Raw genomic sequence first — 14,048 nt, 5'->3', positions numbered from 1 at the left:
TCGCGAATATGCCGGCACAGATCACTCATCAAGCCGGGGTGAGGCACTCCGGCCCGTTCAACTTCGGATCATTCACCAGATTCGCCAGCACCCGCTCGCGCAGCGCCGCCGGTTCACTGGCGAGCAAACCCTGCAAGACATGCAGCGGCGTTTCAGGATCAAGCCAGGCAGCCTGCCCCGCTTCATCGAGAATCAACGGTCGCCGCTGACTCGCCGCCGATTGAGTAATCACCGCCGTGCTCAGCCAGACCTGTTCCTGCACCGGATACGCTTCCCAGATCGCCGCGAAAAACAACGACGAGCCCTCCCCCGGCGTCAACCAGTAAGGCCGCTTGCGCTGGGTGCCACGCCATTCGTAGAAACCGTTGGCCGGCAGCAGGCAGCGACGCAAGCGCAAGGCCTCACGAAACATCGGCTGTTCTGCGACAGTTTCGGCGCGGGCATGGGCCGGGGTCTTCGACAGATCCGTCAGCCACGGCGGCGTCAGGCCCCAGCGTGCACGGGCCAAGGTGCGCTGGCCATCTTCTTCGGCACGCAGCATCAACACCGAGTCATTCGGAGAAATGTTCCACTGCGCCTGCTGATCGGCGGGAAAACCTGGCAGGGCCGCGAAGTCGCGGTTCCAGCGAAAAAGGGCATAACGTCCACACATGGGGCAACACGACTCTGAATAAAACGAAGGCCAGCCTAACAGACCAGCGTGCCGGGAAAGCTTTCCGGTTCGTCGCCAGGCAACGGCAGCGCGGCATTGTACGCGGTGATCAACTCGCGGGCGTATTCGGCCTGATCGTTATCCACCGACAGCCAGAGCAGGCCGAAGATTGGCAATTCACCCGCACCGCCCACCAGATCACGGCCAATCAGATGCGCCTCGATCCCCTCAGTGGCAAGCATGCCCTTGAGCATTTCGCCCTCCATCAGGTTCGCCGGTTCGTAGATGCGCTGCATACGCGGCCCTCACTCGTTTTCGCTGAAGACTTCCAGATGCCACTCTTCTTCATGTACCTGCAGGACAAAGGTGATCGGACGACAGCACACCTGGCAGTCTTCGATATACGTCTGATCTCCAGCGGACAAATCCAGAGTGGTCTCGACTTCCTCACCGCAATACGGACATTCATACAGCGCATTTTCCAGCATCGCGGTCTCCCCAGTGACTTGTGCGTATAATCGCCGGTCTATTTGCAGGGCTATTTTTGTCTGACTACTTTTCAGACCGTGCCCCGCGGGTTTTCGATCAAACCCTTTACTTACCCTAGCCGTTTCCAACAAGAGAGCATGATGGGCGAATTCGATGCCATCCGACCTTACGACGACAGCGAAGTACCTGCGGTACTGGCAAGGCTGCTCGGCGACAAGGCGTTTCTAGATATCCTCACCCACTTCCGCTTCCCGCGTTTTGCCGGTGCCTTCGGCTGGATGCTCAAACCTCTTATAGCCCATCGGCTGCGTCGTGAGTTTGCCGACGTGAATTCCGTGGCTACCTTACAGGACAAAGTCGAGTTCTACGTCGACCACACCATCGAGCGCGCCACCGACGGCGTGACGTATACCGGTGTCGAGCAATTCAAGTCCGGCAGCGCCTACCTGTTCATCGCCAACCACCGCGATATCGTCATGGACCCGGCCTTCGTCAACTACGCCGTATACCACGCCGGCCTGCCGACACCGCGCATCGCGATTGGCGACAACCTGCTGCAAAAGCCGTTTGTCAGTGACCTGATGCGCTTGAACAAGAGCTTCATCGTCCACCGTTCGATCACCGGCCGTCGCGAGAAAATGGCGGCGTATCAATTGCTGTCGGCGTACATCAATCACTCGATACGCAACGATTGCGCCTCGATCTGGATTGCTCAGGCGGAAGGTCGGGCGAAGGACGGCGACGACCGCACCGAGTCGGCGATCCTCAAGATGTTCCACATGAGCCGCAAGGACGAGCCGTTCGGCGAAGTGATCCGCTCGCTCAACGTGACGCCGGTGTCGATCAGCTATGAGTACGACCCGTGCGATCAGGCCAAGGCCCGCGAGCTATACATCCGCGCCACCACCGGCACCTACGCCAAGGCGCCGGGCGAGGATGACGTGAGCATCGCCAAGGGCATCACCGGCTACAAGGGCCGGGTCCACGTGAACTTTGCCGCGCCGATCACCGAGGTGTTTGAAGACACCAAGCAATTGGCGATCGAGATGGACAAGCAGATTCTCGGCGGCTATCGGTTGTTCCCGGTGCATTACCTGGCGTACGCGCAGTGGGCGGATGCCGATCCGCAACTGAATGTGCCGAAAGCGGCCGAGGTGTTCCCGGCTGACGAACTGGCCAAGGCGCAGGATGAATGGCAGAGCCGACTGGACGCCTGCCCCGCCGAGCATCGCCCGTATCTGGTGCTGCAATATGCGACACCGGTGCGCAATCAGTATCGGGTCAAGGCTGGATTGCCGCTGTAGGCAACAGCTGTGGCGAGGGGATTTATCCCCGCTGGACTGCGCAGCAGGCCCTGTTTTTCTCAGGTAAAAACCTGGGAGCGCTGCGCACTCCAACGGGGATAAATCCCCTCGCCACAGGTTTGCTACTGCTTCAGAAGCGGGTGCTGATCCAGGACACCAGCAGCGCCAGACCGAGGCAAGCAAATCCGAAGCGATAGAAAAACCGGTTCATGCGCAACGTCGCCCAGTCGAGCATCGGCTCGGCATTCGGCTGCGCCTGGCGCTGGGCGGCGAGGCTGGCCTGCGCGCGTTGCTCACGGCGGCGGGTCGCGTGCAGCAGCCAACTGCCCGGAAAGGCCAGCAGCAAGGCCAGCAGGTTGATCAACTTGGCGGGATGGGCGGTAAACAGCGTCATCAAGTGCAGCGACATCACAGACCTCGAACTTAACCGGTGTGGCAGACGCCAGACCGACGACCGCGGCGCGGATTCTACCCAAACCCTGACGCCCTGCCCCAGCCTTTGCGACAAATAACCTGACAATCGACCGATGGCTGTCCTGTGTCATGGCATCGTCACGTGGATGCTTCACCCTGCGCGCCTCGAAACCCGAATGGAATGCGACATGCTGCACGCGGAAAACCAGGATCGCCTGTACCTCATCACTCCTTACGACGACCAGCAAAGCCTGGTCGGCAGCCTCGCCTTCAACGTGCAGGACCGGCACTGGCTGGTGTATTGCGCGCTGGGCGGGCATCAGCATGCGGACTTGCCCGAGACCGATTTGCTGACTGGCGTGAGCGTGCTTGATTTCTATTCTCAGGCTGCCTGAACGTCAAAAGCACCCTCACCCTAGCCCTCTCCCAGAGGGAGAGGGGACTGACCGAGGTGTTTGCGGTAGATGCGCCGACATGAGATACCGCGCCGAATTCAGGTTTTGAAGCACACGCGATCGGCTCCCTCTCCCTCGGGAGAGGGCTGGGGTGAGGGGAATCGATTTCCCATACGACACAAATCTCAGATCCACAAAAAAGCCCGGAACCATCACTGGCCCCGGGCTTTTTCACATTCGCTGCAAACTTACTCAGCGAGCACCTGACCCACGGTCGGGTCCTTGAACAGACGCGTCAGCGCATCACTCAATACATCGCTGACCAGTTTGGTATTGGTCTCCTGATTCGGCGCCATGCCGAAGCGCTGGTCCAGCGACGCACCGTAACGGCCGCTGTAGCGGCGGTTGGCGTTCTGCACGTCGGAGCGGAAGGTCGCGCCGATGGTCGCTTCGGTCACGTACATGCCTTCTTTCGGCGACTGGTACTTCAGCTCGGCCAGGGTCACGGTCAGCTGCGGCGCGTTGGGTGCGTTAGTGGTCGGGGTGAAGCCGAGCAGACGCACGGCGGCTTCGGCCTGGGCCTGCAGCTTGGGCAGGATCTGCTCGCGCTGTACGGTGATGGCGCTGGTTTCCGGGTACAGACCGCCACGGGTGCCGAGGGTTGGCGACGGACGACCGTCGACCACACGCACGATGACAGGCTGGCCGCGACCGACCGCTGGCAGTTGCGTGGTCAGCTTCGGCTCCGGATTCAGTTGTTGCGGGCTGTGGGCGCAGCCGGCGAGGGTCAAACCGGCGACAGTGATCAAACCGAACAACAGGCGTTGCAACATGCTCTTCTCTCCAGAATCAGGCACAAACAGGCCGGCAGTATAGCGGTGGGCCACTGCGCGTAACCAGCGCCGCACAGTGAATACTGAAATGTCAGACAAACCCCGCCGAAAGCGGTTCCTGTCACACATTCTTCACCGTCCATACACCCTGGCGTCATGGCTTGCCGACAAGCTTCAAAGCAGTCCTCCTTCAAGGAACTCTGCCATGCGTTATCTGATCTCGCTGTTCGCCCCACGCCCGCTGCATCGCAGCTTCGCCCTGCTCGACCGCAACGGCCGTTGCCAGGCTTTCAAGCAGTGCAGCCTGCAACCGATGGGCGACGGCTGGGTGGAAATCGAAGAAATCCGCCTGACCTGGCTGAACCAGCCGCTGCCCGCCAGCGCCCGGGTCGTACCGCGACAAATGCGCGCACGGGGTCAGGTGCAGTTGAGCATCTGACCGGATGCCTAATAAAAGTCATTAAACACGAGCAACTGCGCGCATTTCTTCGCTACAATCTCCCCCCGATTATAAGGACGTCTCCTGATCGGGCCCCGCAACAGCGTCAATGCGCATGCATCGACATCAAAATCGCCCACAGAGAGCCGCCCACACAGATCGAGTGAAGTTGGCGCGCTTGCCTGTTCTTCCGGCAAAAACCCGCTTTTCGCGAATCTGCAGAGCTGTCATTCGCTCGGCCACCGCGTTGTTTTGCCCTAGCGGGCAGGTGCCAGGCCAAGGCAGCCCTTTTTTGAGGTTCACGTCTTCAAAAGAGCGTGAAAAAAACGGGTTTTCACAACTTCACAAGAGTGTGGCGAGCAAATGAATAGTTTTGCGTCTGAACATGCACCATTAGCGTCTGAAACAGCCCAACGACACAGGACCGGGTATACCTCGAACACCGGAGCCTGAAGCCTGTCCGCTACGGATTTGGTTGCACGAAAACGGATGACTCGACCATAAGTCGAATTGCCAGCCCTGCGTGAAAATGCGTTCATGGAACGCTTGAAACCAGGCCGCACGCATCCGTCGAAGTTGCGAAAAATTGCGAAGATTCGGACATGGCCCACCTGACCATGGATAGCCCGGGCCCACTGACCTGCCCTGGAACGCCTGGCAGCCATGCCGACAATTTGGTGCTGCAGATTTGGGAGACGCGTTAAATGGCGCATAACGAAGCAGTCGACGTAGTTCTGGTAGGGGCCGGCATCATGAGTGCCACCCTGGCCGTACTGCTCAAAGAGCTCGACCCCGCGATCAAGCTGGAAGTCGTCGAGCTGATGGATTCCGGCGCCGCCGAGAGTTCCAATCCGTGGAACAACGCCGGTACCGGTCACGCCGGCCTGTGCGAGCTGAACTACACCCCGCAGGCCGCCGATGGCAGCGTCGACATCAAGAAAGCCGTGCACATCAACACCCAGTTCGAGGTGTCGAAACAGTTCTGGTCGTACCTGACCAAAAAGGGCACGTTCGGCTCGTGCAAATCCTTCATCAGCCCGGTTCCGCACCTGAGTTTCGTTCAGGGCGAAAGCGGTGTGTCGTTCCTCAAAGAGCGCTTCAACGTGTTGAGCAAGCACCACGCGTTTGCCGACATGGAGTACACCGAAGACAAAGGCAAGATGGCCGAGTGGATGCCGCTGATGATGCCGGGCCGCTCGCCCGACGAAGTCCTCGCCGCCACCCGCGTGATGAACGGCACCGACGTCAACTTCGGCGCCCTGACCAATCAGTTGCTCAAGCATTTGAGCAGTGCTCCGGACACCCAGGTCAAATACTGCAAGCGCGTGACCGGCCTCAAGCGTAACGGCGCCGGCTGGACCGTCAGCATCAAGGACGTCAACAACGGCAACACCCGCGAAGTCGACGCAAAGTTTGTCTTCCTCGGTGCCGGTGGCGCGGCCCTGCCGTTGCTGCAGGCTTCGGGCATCGAAGAAAGCAAAGGCTTCGGCGGCTTCCCGATCAGCGGCCAGTGGCTGCGTTGCGATAACCCGGAAGTGGTCAAGCACCACCAGGCCAAGGTCTACAGCCAGGCGGCCGTGGGTTCCCCACCGATGTCGGTGCCGCACCTCGACACTCGCGTCGTCGACGGCAAGAAATCCCTGCTGTTCGGGCCATACGCCGGTTTCACCACCAAGTTCCTCAAGCATGGCTCCTTCATGGACCTGCCGATGTCGGTGCGCGCCGGCAACATCGGGCCGATGCTGGCGGTGGCGAAAAACAACATGGACCTGACCAAGTACCTGGTCAGCGAAGTGATGCAGTCAATGGAACAGCGTCTGGAATCCCTGCGGCGTTACTACCCGCAGGCGAAAGCCGAAGACTGGCGCCTGGAAGTGGCCGGCCAACGGGTGCAGATCATCAAGAAGGACCCGAAAAAGGGCGGCATCCTGCAGTTCGGTACCGAACTGGTCGCAGCGAAAGACGGCTCCCTCGCCGCCCTGCTCGGCGCTTCGCCAGGCGCGTCGGTGACCGTTTCGATCATGCTCGAACTGATCGAGAAGTGCTTCCCGGCCAAGGCGTCAGGCGAGTGGGCAAGCAAACTCGCGGAAATCTTCCCGGCCCGTGAAAAGGTTCTGGAAACCGATGCTGCGCTGTATCGCAAGATCAACACGCAGAACAACATCGCCCTGGAACTGGTTGAAGAAAGCAGCGAGACACCAAGCTTCGCTTGATCTTGCGGCATGAAAAACGCCCCAATCGGGGCGTTTTTTACGGACGCCAGAATCAAAAGATCGCAGCCTTCGGCAGCTCCTACAGGGCCAACATAAATCCCATGTAGGAGCTGCCGAAGGCTGCGATCTTTTGATCTTGTCTTTTGCCCTTAACCGCGGGACTTTTCGATCAGCTCGATGTAGTCCGGGGCGTTGCGCTGATCGGCGATCAGGTCAACAAAGGTCTTGCCCTGCTCATCCTTGCCATCAACGTCATAACCCGCCTCAACGAAGAAGCCCAGAAAGCGCTCGAAGTCATCGATGCGCAAACCGCGGTAGGCCTTGATCAGTTTGTGCAGCGACGGCGAAGTGGCGTCGACCGGCTCAAAATCGAGGAACAGCTTGATCTGCTCATCGCCGATCTCGTCACCAATCACTTGTTTCTTATCTTTACGCATTGCCGACTCCAGCTCGCAGACATGACACGGGGCGGGCAGTTTACCCTTGCCCGGCCGCCCGGCTCAACGCGGACGAATCGCCCCGGTATGAAGATCGGCCCAGATATGGCCATTGGCATAACTGAGGAACTGCACATACACCGTGTCGTTGCGCAGCAGATCCATCACCACGCGGTATTGAGCGAGCGGATAGAACAGCGTCAGGGTTTTGCTTTTATCGTCATAGGCCGGTTTCTTCAGGCTCTTGCTTTCGCCGTCGAAACTCACCAGCACCTGGTTGATGTTCGCGCCTTTGTTCAGAGACTTGCCCTTGAGGCGGATCAACAAGGACGAGGTGACCGGAATCGGCTGCTGATTGGACTGGCGCTGCGCACCGACCACCACCGAATACTCGCTGACCTGCAGCAGTTGCTGTTGCTCGGGTTCAGCGTCGCGCAGGGTGAGATCGTCCGGCGGCAGGAACTGGCTGTGCATCGGCGCGGCGGACAGCGGCAGGCTGAGAGACAGCAACAGGGCGGCGAGACTGCGGATCAAGAGGCGCATGACAGGCTCCGGAGGGCGGGCCGAGCACTCTAGCATGGGTAACGCGGATGGATCAGCACACACAAAAACACTGTGGGAGCGAGCTTGCTCGCGAAGGCGGACTGACATTCAAAACAGATGTCGACCGATACACCGCTTTCGCGAGCAAGCTCGCTCCCACATTTAGATTGAGGCGCGGATTACATGCCTTTAACGGCGTAAATCCCGTTGGCGTTGCGCCAGTAGCCCTTGTAGTCCATGCCATAACCGAAAATGTAGCGGTCGATGCATGGCAGGCCGACGAAATCGGCTTTCAGGTCCGGGCGCGCCTTGCGGTCGTGATCCTTGTCGATCAGCACGGCGGTGTGTACTTTGCGCGCGCCGGCGTGTTTGCAGAAGTCGATGATCGCGCCCAGGGTGTGACCTTCATCGAGGATGTCGTCGATGATCAGCACGTCGCGGTCGATGAACGAAACTTCCGGCTTGGCTTTCCAGAACAGGTCGCCGCCGCTGGTTTCGTTGCGATAACGGGTCGCGTGCAGGTAGGACGCTTCCAGCGGGAATTGCAGATGCGTCAGCAGTTTGCCGGAGAAGATCAGGCCGCCGTTCATCACGCAGAACACCACCGGGTTGCTGTCAGCCAGTTGCTCGTTGATTTGTGCACCGACGCGGGCGATGGCCGCCTCGACTTCAGACTCGGTGTACAGGCAGTCAGCCTCTCGCATGATTTGACGGATATGCTCGAGATCAGCGGACATGGCGCTCTCCAGGGGTTGGCGGAATTGGAAAAGCGGGCAAAGGTACGCATCCCGCGAGGTCGAATCAAGCTCTTATGGACTAACGTACAGAATGTCCTATAGGACATCACCCTCGGATAGATTAATCTAGGCCGGTTTTTTTGCCCGCCGCCGGAGCCTTTCCCATGCCCATCCTCGAGATCCGCCATCCGCTGATCCGTCATAAACTCGGCCTGATGCGCCGCGCTGACATCAGCACCAAGAATTTCCGCGAGCTCGCTCAGGAAGTCGGCGCCCTGTTGACCTATGAAGCTACAAAAGATCTGCCGCTCGAATCCTACGACATTGCCGGCTGGTGCGGCACCGTGTCGGTGGAGAAGATCGCCGGCAAGAAGATCACCGTCGTGCCGATCCTGCGTGCCGGCATCGGCATGCTCGAAGGCGTGCTGAGCCTGATCCCGGGCGCCAAGGTCTCCGCTGTGGGCGTTGCCCGCAACGAAGAAACCCTGCAAGCGCACACCTATCTGGAAAAACTGGTACCGGAAATCGACGAGCGCCTGGCGATGATCATCGACCCGATGCTCGCCACCGGCAGTTCCATGGTTGCCACCATCGACCTGCTGAAAAAGGCCGGTTGCCGCGACATCCGTGCCATGGTCCTGGTGGCCGCGCCGGAAGGCATTGCTGCCGTCGAACAGGCGCACCCGGACGTGACCATCTACACCGCGTCCATCGATGAACGTTTGAACGAGCACGGCTACATCATTCCTGGGCTTGGCGACGCCGGTGACAAGATCTTCGGCACCAAGCAGAAGGACGCGTAACCATGCAGCAAGAGTTCAACGATCCGCTCTGGCGCACGGTGCTGTCCGGCGCGCAGATGCTGTTCGTGGCCTTCGGCGCCTTGGTGCTGATGCCGCTGATCACCGGCCTGGACCCGAACGTGGCACTGTTCACCGCAGGTCTGGGGACGATCCTGTTCCAGATCGTCACCGGGCGTCAGGTGCCGGTGTTCCTCGCGTCGAGCTTCGCCTTCATCACGCCGATCATTCTCGCCAAGGGCCAGTTCGGCCTCGCCGCGACCATGGGCGGGGTGATGGCAGCCGGTTTCGTCTACACCTTCCTCGGCCTGGCCGTGAAGATCAAAGGCACCGGCTTCATTGACCGTTTGCTGCCACCGGTGGTGATCGGTCCGGTGATCATCTCCATCGGCCTGGCCATGGCGCCGATTGCCGCGAACATGGCGATGGGCAAGGCCGGTGACGGTACCGAGCTGATTCACTATCAGACAGCAATGATGATTTCCATGCCGGCGCTGCTGACCACGCTGATCGTGGCGGTGTTCGGCAAGGGCATCTTCCGTCTGGTGCCGATCATTTCCGGCGTGCTGGTGGGTTTTGCCATGTCGTTCTATTTCGGCGTGGTCGACACCGCAAAAATTGCCGCGGCGCCGTGGTTCGCCCTGCCGCACTTCACCGCGCCGGAGTTCAACTGGCAGGCGATTCTGTTCATCGTTCCGGTGGCACTGGCCCCGGCGATCGAGCACATCGGCGGCGTGATCGCCGTGGGCAGTGTGACCGGTCGCGATTACCTGAAGAAGCCGGGCCTGCATCGCACCCTGCTCGGTGACGGCATCGCCACCACCGCCGCCGGCCTGTTCGGCGGCCCGCCAAACACCACTTACGCCGAAGTGACCGGCGCGGTGATGCTGACCAAGAACTACAACCCGAAAATCATGACCTGGGCGGCGATCTTCGCCATCACCCTGGCGTTCATCGGCAAGTTCGGCGCGCTGCTGCAAAGCATTCCGGTGCCGGTGATGGGCGGGATTCTGTGCCTGTTATTCGGATCGATCGCAGCGGTGGGCATGAACACCCTGATCCGCCACAAGATCGACCTGGGCGAAGCGCGCAATCTGGTGATTGTTTCGGTGACGCTGGTGTTCGGCATTGGCGGTGTGCTGGTCGGCACCGGCACCGGTCCGGATGACTTCGGCCTCAAAGGCATCGCGCTGTGCGCGGTGGTGGCGATTGCGCTGAACCTGATCCTGCCGGGCAATGACGGCTGGAAGCAAAAGAAGGCGGATGAGCCGCTGATTTAACCCCCCGCAATGATCGTTCCCACGCTCCGCGTGGGGATGCCTCAAGGGACGCTCCGCGTCCAGTGACGCGGAGCGTCACGGGCTGCATTCCCACGCAGAGCGTGGGAACGATCACTGTGTGAGCGGGCTTGCTCAGAGGGCCAGCGGCGCTCGTTCGCAGAGCGTGGCCAGCGCCTTGGCCCATTGCGGGTCGTCGTTCAGGCACGGCACGAGCACCAGCTCCTCGCCCCCCGCTTCGCGGAATTGTTCCTTGCCGCGATCGCCAATCTCTTCCAGCGTCTCGATGCAATCGGCGACAAACGCCGGGCACATCACCAGAATCTTTTTCACTCCGCTTTTCGCCAGTTCATCCAGCCGCGCTTCGGTGTACGGCTCGATCCATTTCGCCCGGCCCAGGCGCGACTGAAACGACACCGACCATTTGCCGTCCGCCAGCCCCATGCTTTTGGCGAAGGCGGCGGCGGTGCGGAAACACTGCGCGCGATAACAGGTCGCCAATACCTCCGGCGAGGCGGTCTGGCAGCAATCGGCGCCCTTGAGGCAGTGATTGCCCGTCGGGTCGAGTTTGCTCAGATGGCGTTCCGGCAAGCCGTGAAAGCTCAGCAGCAGATGATCGTAATCCTGCTGCAGATGCGGACGCGCACTGGCGGCCAGTGCTTCGATGTATTCCGGCTGATCGTAGAACGGTTGCAAGATCGACAACTGCACATCGAGCTTCATCTCGCGCAGCACGCGTCGGGCTTCTTCGATCACCGTGGTCGTGGTGCTGTCGGCGAACTGTGGGTACAGCGGCGCCAGCGTAATCTTCTTATGTCCCGCTTTGACCAGACGCAGCAGACAGGTTTCGATCGACGGCTCGCCATAACGCATCGCCAAATCCACCGGGCCGTGTTTCCACGCCCGGGTCATCTGCTCCTGCAAGCGGCGGCTGAGCACCACCAGCGGCGAGCCCTCTTCCCACCAGATCGAGGCATAGGCGTGTGCCGATTGTTCGGGACGCTTGATCAGGATCAGCGACACCAGCAACCGCCGCAGCGGCCATGGCAGGTCGATCACGTAGGGGTCCATCAGAAATTGATTGAGGTAGCTGCGCACATCGGCCACCGAGGTGGAGGCCGGAGAGCCCAGGTTGACCAGAAGCAAAGCGTGATCGGTCATGCAACGTCCTATTTCAGAGGCGGCTGGAGAGATCATCCAGAGCCGCGCGTAAATCCGTAAAGCGGAAGCTGAACCCCGCTTCGAGCAAGCGTGCCGGCGTCGCGCGTTGGCCGCCAAGCAATAACAGTGACAGCTCGCCGAGCATGACTTTCAGCGCCAGGGTCGGCATCGGCATGAACGCCGGGCGGTGCAATACACTGCCCAGGGTCTTGGCAAATTCGCGGTTGCGCACAGGTTTCGGCGCGCAGGCATTATAAGGACCGCTCGCCTGATTCCGGTGCAGAAGAAAATCAATCAGGGCGATTTGATCGTCGATGTGAATCCACGGCATCCACTGCCGACCATTGCCCAAAGGCCCACCCAGCCCGAGCTTGAACGGCAGCAACAGCCGCGACAAAAAGCCGCCCTCAGCCGACAGCACCAGACCGGTTCGCACCAGCACCACGCGGATGCCGAGGTTCTCGGCACGCAGCGCGGTCTCTTCCCAGGCGATACACAACTGACTGGCGAAGTCGTCGATGCCGGGCGGTGATTCTTCAGTCAACTCGCGTTCGCCAGCGTCGCCGTACCAGCCGATCGCCGAGCCGGAAATCAGCAGCGCCGGTTTCTGCGCGCGAGTTTCCAGCCACGCCAGCAGCGTTTCCGTCAGGGTGATGCGGCTGCTCCACAGCAACGCCTTGCGTCGATGGGTCCAGGGGCGGTCGGCAATCGGCGCGCCGGCGAGATTGACGATCGCATCCAGCGGCTCTTCGCCGAGGTCCTCCAGACGCGAAATTCCGCGCACTTGCGCGCCGCAGATCTGCGCGACTTTTTCCGCGCGGCGACTCCACACCGTCAGCCGATGGCCCTGCTCCAGCCAGTGCCGGCAGAGCTGACGTCCGATCAAACCAGTACCGCCGGTCAGCAATATGTGCATGACATCTTCCTCGCGTGGCGTTTAACCCGGATCACTAGTCTATTTTTATAGGCAGGGATCTTTTCGATCGGGCAGGCTCTATGGTTTAACAATAGGCCAAGCTGTCAGAACGAGAACGCTAGAAGTTATACCAAAAAACAGAATTGTACAGGTTTGATCGACGGCGTAGTCTGTACAGAAAGGTAAACGAGGCCCCTATGACTGTACCTATCGCAATCATCGGCACCGGCATCGCCGGGCTCTCCGCCGCTCAGGCTCTGACAGAGACCGGGCATACCGTTCAACTGTTCGATAAAAGCCGCGGCAGCGGCGGGCGCATGTCGAGCAAGCGCAGCGACGCCGGCTCGCTGGACTTGGGTGCTCAATACTTCACCGCGCGTGACCGGCGCTTCGTCACCGAAGTGCAGCGCTGGCAGAGCCAGGGCTGGGCCGCCGAGTGGGCGCCGCAGCTGTACACCTTCCAGGGCGGCGAACTGAACATGTCGCCGGACGAGCAGACCCGCTGGGTCGGCACGCCGCGCATGAGCGCCATCACCCGCGGCCTGCTCGATGGCCTGGACGTGCAGTTTGCCTGCCGCATCACCGAGGTCTATCGCGGTGAAGAACACTGGCATCTGCAGGACGCCGACGGCTGCACCCACGGCCCTTTCAGCCACGTGGTGATCGCCACACCGGCACCGCAAGCCACCGCGTTGCTGGCCGCCGCGCCGAAACTTGCCGGCGTCGCTGCCGGGGTGAAAATGGAGCCGACCTGGGCCGTCGCTCTCGCCTTCGAAACCCCGCTGGATACGCCAATCGAAGGCTGCTTCGTGCAGGACAGCCCGCTCGACTGGCTGGCGCGCAACCGCAGCAAACCCGGGCGCGACAGCACTCTCGACACGTGGGTGCTGCATGCAACCAGCGCCTGGAGCCGGCAACACATCGACCTCTCCAAGGAGGCGGTGATCGAACATCTGCACGGTGCGTTCGCCGAACTGCTGCACAGCGCCATGCCTGCGCCGACCTTCAGCCTCGCCCACCGCTGGCTCTACGCCCGCCCCGCTACCGGCCATGAATGGACCACGCTGGCGGATGTCGATCTGGGCCTGTACGCCTGTGGCGACTGGTGCCTGTCGGGCCGCGTTGAAGGCGCCTGGCTCAGTGGTCAGGAGGCTGCACGTCGCTTGCACGAACACCTGCAATGAATCGCATCAATCCGCGCAAATTGCTGCTGTCGAAGTGGACAGCAGCCCACCCGCAAAACCGCGAAAAACATTTTCTGGTCACCGAACTGATCCGCGACGAGGAAGGTACGGTGCTGGAAGTTGAATTGCAGGCGGTGCTGACCCAGCGTAGCGAGCGACTCGATTGGCAGGTACTGAAAGACAGAGAGCACTGGTTACTCGGGTGGAAATAGATTTCCCTTGTGGTGGCGAGCCTGCTCGCGAAAGCGCTGAAT

The 14,048-nt window shown here is 60.6% G+C and carries 18 protein-coding genes; 8 read left to right on the top strand and 10 right to left on the bottom strand.

The genetic code is table 11. The features are described 5' to 3' along the window. Positions 1-28: 28 nt before the first annotated feature. From AC0IXA_RS16110 to AC0IXA_RS16100, 3 genes are read right to left on the bottom strand one after another with little or no spacing between them, the layout of a single operon-like run. Entirely contained in the window at positions 29-652 is a 624-nt protein-coding gene (locus AC0IXA_RS16110; protein ID WP_016773240.1) for an SOS response-associated peptidase, read from the bottom strand. A 35-nt stretch (positions 653-687) separates the two neighbouring features. Continuing rightward, a complete protein-coding gene (locus AC0IXA_RS16105; protein WP_016773239.1) occupies positions 688-948 on the bottom strand; it encodes a putative signal transducing protein in 261 nt (86 codons plus the stop codon). Positions 949-957: 9 nt separating this feature from the next. Continuing rightward, the gene (locus tag AC0IXA_RS16100) at positions 958-1,140 is read right to left on the bottom strand and encodes a CPXCG motif-containing cysteine-rich protein (RefSeq protein ID WP_016773238.1); all 183 of its coding nucleotides are present in this window, start codon (positions 1,138-1,140) and stop codon (positions 958-960) included. Between the two features lie 141 nt (positions 1,141-1,281). On the opposite strand from AC0IXA_RS16100, the gene AC0IXA_RS16095 reads away from it, so the two are divergent. Then, a complete protein-coding gene (locus AC0IXA_RS16095; RefSeq protein WP_174823868.1) occupies positions 1,282-2,445 on the top strand; it encodes a 1-acyl-sn-glycerol-3-phosphate acyltransferase in 1,164 nt (387 codons plus the stop codon). A 130-nt stretch (positions 2,446-2,575) separates the two neighbouring features. Here AC0IXA_RS16095 and AC0IXA_RS16090 read toward each other — a convergent pair whose 3' ends face one another. After that, positions 2,576-2,854, bottom strand: coding sequence for a hypothetical protein (locus AC0IXA_RS16090; protein ID WP_064362140.1), 279 nt, complete (start codon positions 2,852-2,854; stop codon positions 2,576-2,578). Positions 2,855-3,047: 193 nt separating this feature from the next. Here AC0IXA_RS16090 and AC0IXA_RS16085 point away from each other — a divergent pair, with 193 nt between their 5' ends. After that, positions 3,048-3,254 carry a hypothetical protein gene (locus AC0IXA_RS16085; RefSeq protein WP_016770662.1) on the top strand — a complete coding sequence of 69 codons (207 nt, stop codon included), beginning with the start codon at positions 3,048-3,050 and terminating at the stop codon, positions 3,252-3,254. Positions 3,255-3,502: 248 nt separating this feature from the next. Here the strand turns inward: AC0IXA_RS16085 and AC0IXA_RS16080 are convergent, their stop codons facing one another. Then, positions 3,503-4,087, bottom strand: a complete 585-nt coding sequence (locus AC0IXA_RS16080) for a YajG family lipoprotein (protein ID WP_024014276.1) — start codon at positions 4,085-4,087, stop codon at positions 3,503-3,505. 205 nt (positions 4,088-4,292) lie between these two features. Here AC0IXA_RS16080 and AC0IXA_RS16075 point away from each other — a divergent pair, with 205 nt between their 5' ends. Beyond that, positions 4,293-4,526 carry a hypothetical protein gene (locus AC0IXA_RS16075; protein ID WP_016773235.1) on the top strand — a complete coding sequence of 78 codons (234 nt, stop codon included), beginning with the start codon at positions 4,293-4,295 and terminating at the stop codon, positions 4,524-4,526. A gap of 704 nt (positions 4,527-5,230) precedes the next feature. After that, a complete protein-coding gene (gene mqo / locus AC0IXA_RS16070) occupies positions 5,231-6,739 on the top strand; it encodes a malate dehydrogenase (quinone) (RefSeq protein WP_471813850.1) in 1,509 nt (502 codons plus the stop codon). A gap of 149 nt (positions 6,740-6,888) precedes the next feature. On the opposite strand, the gene AC0IXA_RS16065 is transcribed toward mqo, so the two are convergent. The 3 genes from AC0IXA_RS16065 to AC0IXA_RS16055 form a co-directional block, all read right to left on the bottom strand. After that, a complete protein-coding gene (locus AC0IXA_RS16065; protein ID WP_471813848.1) occupies positions 6,889-7,176 on the bottom strand; it encodes a PA4642 family protein in 288 nt (95 codons plus the stop codon). Positions 7,177-7,239: 63 nt separating this feature from the next. After that, positions 7,240-7,719, bottom strand: a complete 480-nt coding sequence (locus AC0IXA_RS16060; RefSeq protein WP_056790257.1) for a hypothetical protein — start codon at positions 7,717-7,719, stop codon at positions 7,240-7,242. 179 nt (positions 7,720-7,898) lie between these two features. Continuing rightward, positions 7,899-8,456, bottom strand: coding sequence for a hypoxanthine-guanine phosphoribosyltransferase (locus tag AC0IXA_RS16055; RefSeq protein WP_016773231.1), 558 nt, complete (start codon positions 8,454-8,456; stop codon positions 7,899-7,901). Positions 8,457-8,620: 164 nt separating this feature from the next. Between AC0IXA_RS16055 and upp the strand changes: the two genes are divergently transcribed. Together upp and AC0IXA_RS16045 are read left to right on the top strand one after the other, a co-directional pair. After that, the gene (gene upp / locus AC0IXA_RS16050; RefSeq protein WP_024014279.1) at positions 8,621-9,259 is read left to right on the top strand and encodes a uracil phosphoribosyltransferase; all 639 of its coding nucleotides are present in this window, start codon (positions 8,621-8,623) and stop codon (positions 9,257-9,259) included. A gap of 2 nt (positions 9,260-9,261) precedes the next feature. Next, positions 9,262-10,536: a uracil-xanthine permease family protein gene (locus tag AC0IXA_RS16045; RefSeq protein ID WP_016773229.1), complete on the top strand. Its 1,275-nt coding sequence runs from the start codon at positions 9,262-9,264 to the stop codon at positions 10,534-10,536. 132 nt (positions 10,537-10,668) lie between these two features. Here the strand turns inward: AC0IXA_RS16045 and hemH are convergent, their stop codons facing one another. Both hemH and AC0IXA_RS16035 read right to left on the bottom strand, forming a co-directional pair. Further along, complete coding sequence (gene hemH / locus AC0IXA_RS16040; protein WP_471813846.1) at positions 10,669-11,694, bottom strand: ferrochelatase; 1,026 nt, start codon at positions 11,692-11,694, stop codon at positions 10,669-10,671. Between the two features lie 13 nt (positions 11,695-11,707). After that, positions 11,708-12,610 carry a TIGR01777 family oxidoreductase gene (locus AC0IXA_RS16035; RefSeq protein ID WP_471813844.1) on the bottom strand — a complete coding sequence of 301 codons (903 nt, stop codon included), beginning with the start codon at positions 12,608-12,610 and terminating at the stop codon, positions 11,708-11,710. Between the two features lie 197 nt (positions 12,611-12,807). Between AC0IXA_RS16035 and AC0IXA_RS16030 the strand changes: the two genes are divergently transcribed. Both AC0IXA_RS16030 and AC0IXA_RS16025 read left to right on the top strand, forming a co-directional pair. Further along, positions 12,808-13,794, top strand: a complete 987-nt coding sequence (locus AC0IXA_RS16030; RefSeq protein WP_471813842.1) for an NAD(P)/FAD-dependent oxidoreductase — start codon at positions 12,808-12,810, stop codon at positions 13,792-13,794. Continuing rightward, positions 13,791-14,006, top strand: a complete 216-nt coding sequence (locus AC0IXA_RS16025; protein WP_471813840.1) for a TIGR02450 family Trp-rich protein — start codon at positions 13,791-13,793, stop codon at positions 14,004-14,006. Before AC0IXA_RS16030 ends, AC0IXA_RS16025 begins: the two co-directional genes overlap by 4 nt. The last annotated feature ends 42 nt before the right edge of the window (positions 14,007-14,048 follow it).

The sequence above is a fragment of the Pseudomonas sp. AC083 genome (genome assembly GCF_979253165.1).
The sequence above is the reverse complement of the archived record's forward strand: the minus strand, read 5'-3'. Positions and strand labels throughout refer to the sequence as shown.

Bases quoted from the DNA above. Each gene is read 5' to 3' on its own strand.
- AC0IXA_RS16110 (WP_016773240.1), bottom strand. From the start codon at position 652: ATGTGTGGACGTTATGCCCTTTTTCGCTGGAACCGCGACTTCGCGGCC.
- AC0IXA_RS16105 (WP_016773239.1), bottom strand. From the start codon at position 948: ATGCAGCGCATCTACGAACCGGCGAACCTGATGGAGGGCGAAATGCTC.
- AC0IXA_RS16100 (WP_016773238.1), bottom strand. From the start codon at position 1,140: ATGCTGGAAAATGCGCTGTATGAATGTCCGTATTGCGGTGAGGAAGTC.
- AC0IXA_RS16095 (WP_174823868.1), top strand. From the start codon at position 1,282: ATGGGCGAATTCGATGCCATCCGACCTTACGACGACAGCGAAGTACCT.
- AC0IXA_RS16090 (WP_064362140.1), bottom strand. From the start codon at position 2,854: ATGTCGCTGCACTTGATGACGCTGTTTACCGCCCATCCCGCCAAGTTG.
- AC0IXA_RS16085 (WP_016770662.1), top strand. From the start codon at position 3,048: ATGCTGCACGCGGAAAACCAGGATCGCCTGTACCTCATCACTCCTTAC.
- AC0IXA_RS16080 (WP_024014276.1), bottom strand. From the start codon at position 4,087: ATGTTGCAACGCCTGTTGTTCGGTTTGATCACTGTCGCCGGTTTGACC.
- AC0IXA_RS16075 (WP_016773235.1), top strand. From the start codon at position 4,293: ATGCGTTATCTGATCTCGCTGTTCGCCCCACGCCCGCTGCATCGCAGC.
- mqo (WP_471813850.1), top strand. From the start codon at position 5,231: ATGGCGCATAACGAAGCAGTCGACGTAGTTCTGGTAGGGGCCGGCATC.
- AC0IXA_RS16065 (WP_471813848.1), bottom strand. From the start codon at position 7,176: ATGCGTAAAGATAAGAAACAAGTGATTGGTGACGAGATCGGCGATGAG.
- AC0IXA_RS16060 (WP_056790257.1), bottom strand. From the start codon at position 7,719: ATGCGCCTCTTGATCCGCAGTCTCGCCGCCCTGTTGCTGTCTCTCAGC.
- AC0IXA_RS16055 (WP_016773231.1), bottom strand. From the start codon at position 8,456: ATGTCCGCTGATCTCGAGCATATCCGTCAAATCATGCGAGAGGCTGAC.
- upp (WP_024014279.1), top strand. From the start codon at position 8,621: ATGCCCATCCTCGAGATCCGCCATCCGCTGATCCGTCATAAACTCGGC.
- AC0IXA_RS16045 (WP_016773229.1), top strand. From the start codon at position 9,262: ATGCAGCAAGAGTTCAACGATCCGCTCTGGCGCACGGTGCTGTCCGGC.
- hemH (WP_471813846.1), bottom strand. From the start codon at position 11,694: ATGACCGATCACGCTTTGCTTCTGGTCAACCTGGGCTCTCCGGCCTCC.
- AC0IXA_RS16035 (WP_471813844.1), bottom strand. From the start codon at position 12,610: ATGCACATATTGCTGACCGGCGGTACTGGTTTGATCGGACGTCAGCTC.
- AC0IXA_RS16030 (WP_471813842.1), top strand. From the start codon at position 12,808: ATGACTGTACCTATCGCAATCATCGGCACCGGCATCGCCGGGCTCTCC.
- AC0IXA_RS16025 (WP_471813840.1), top strand. From the start codon at position 13,791: ATGAATCGCATCAATCCGCGCAAATTGCTGCTGTCGAAGTGGACAGCA.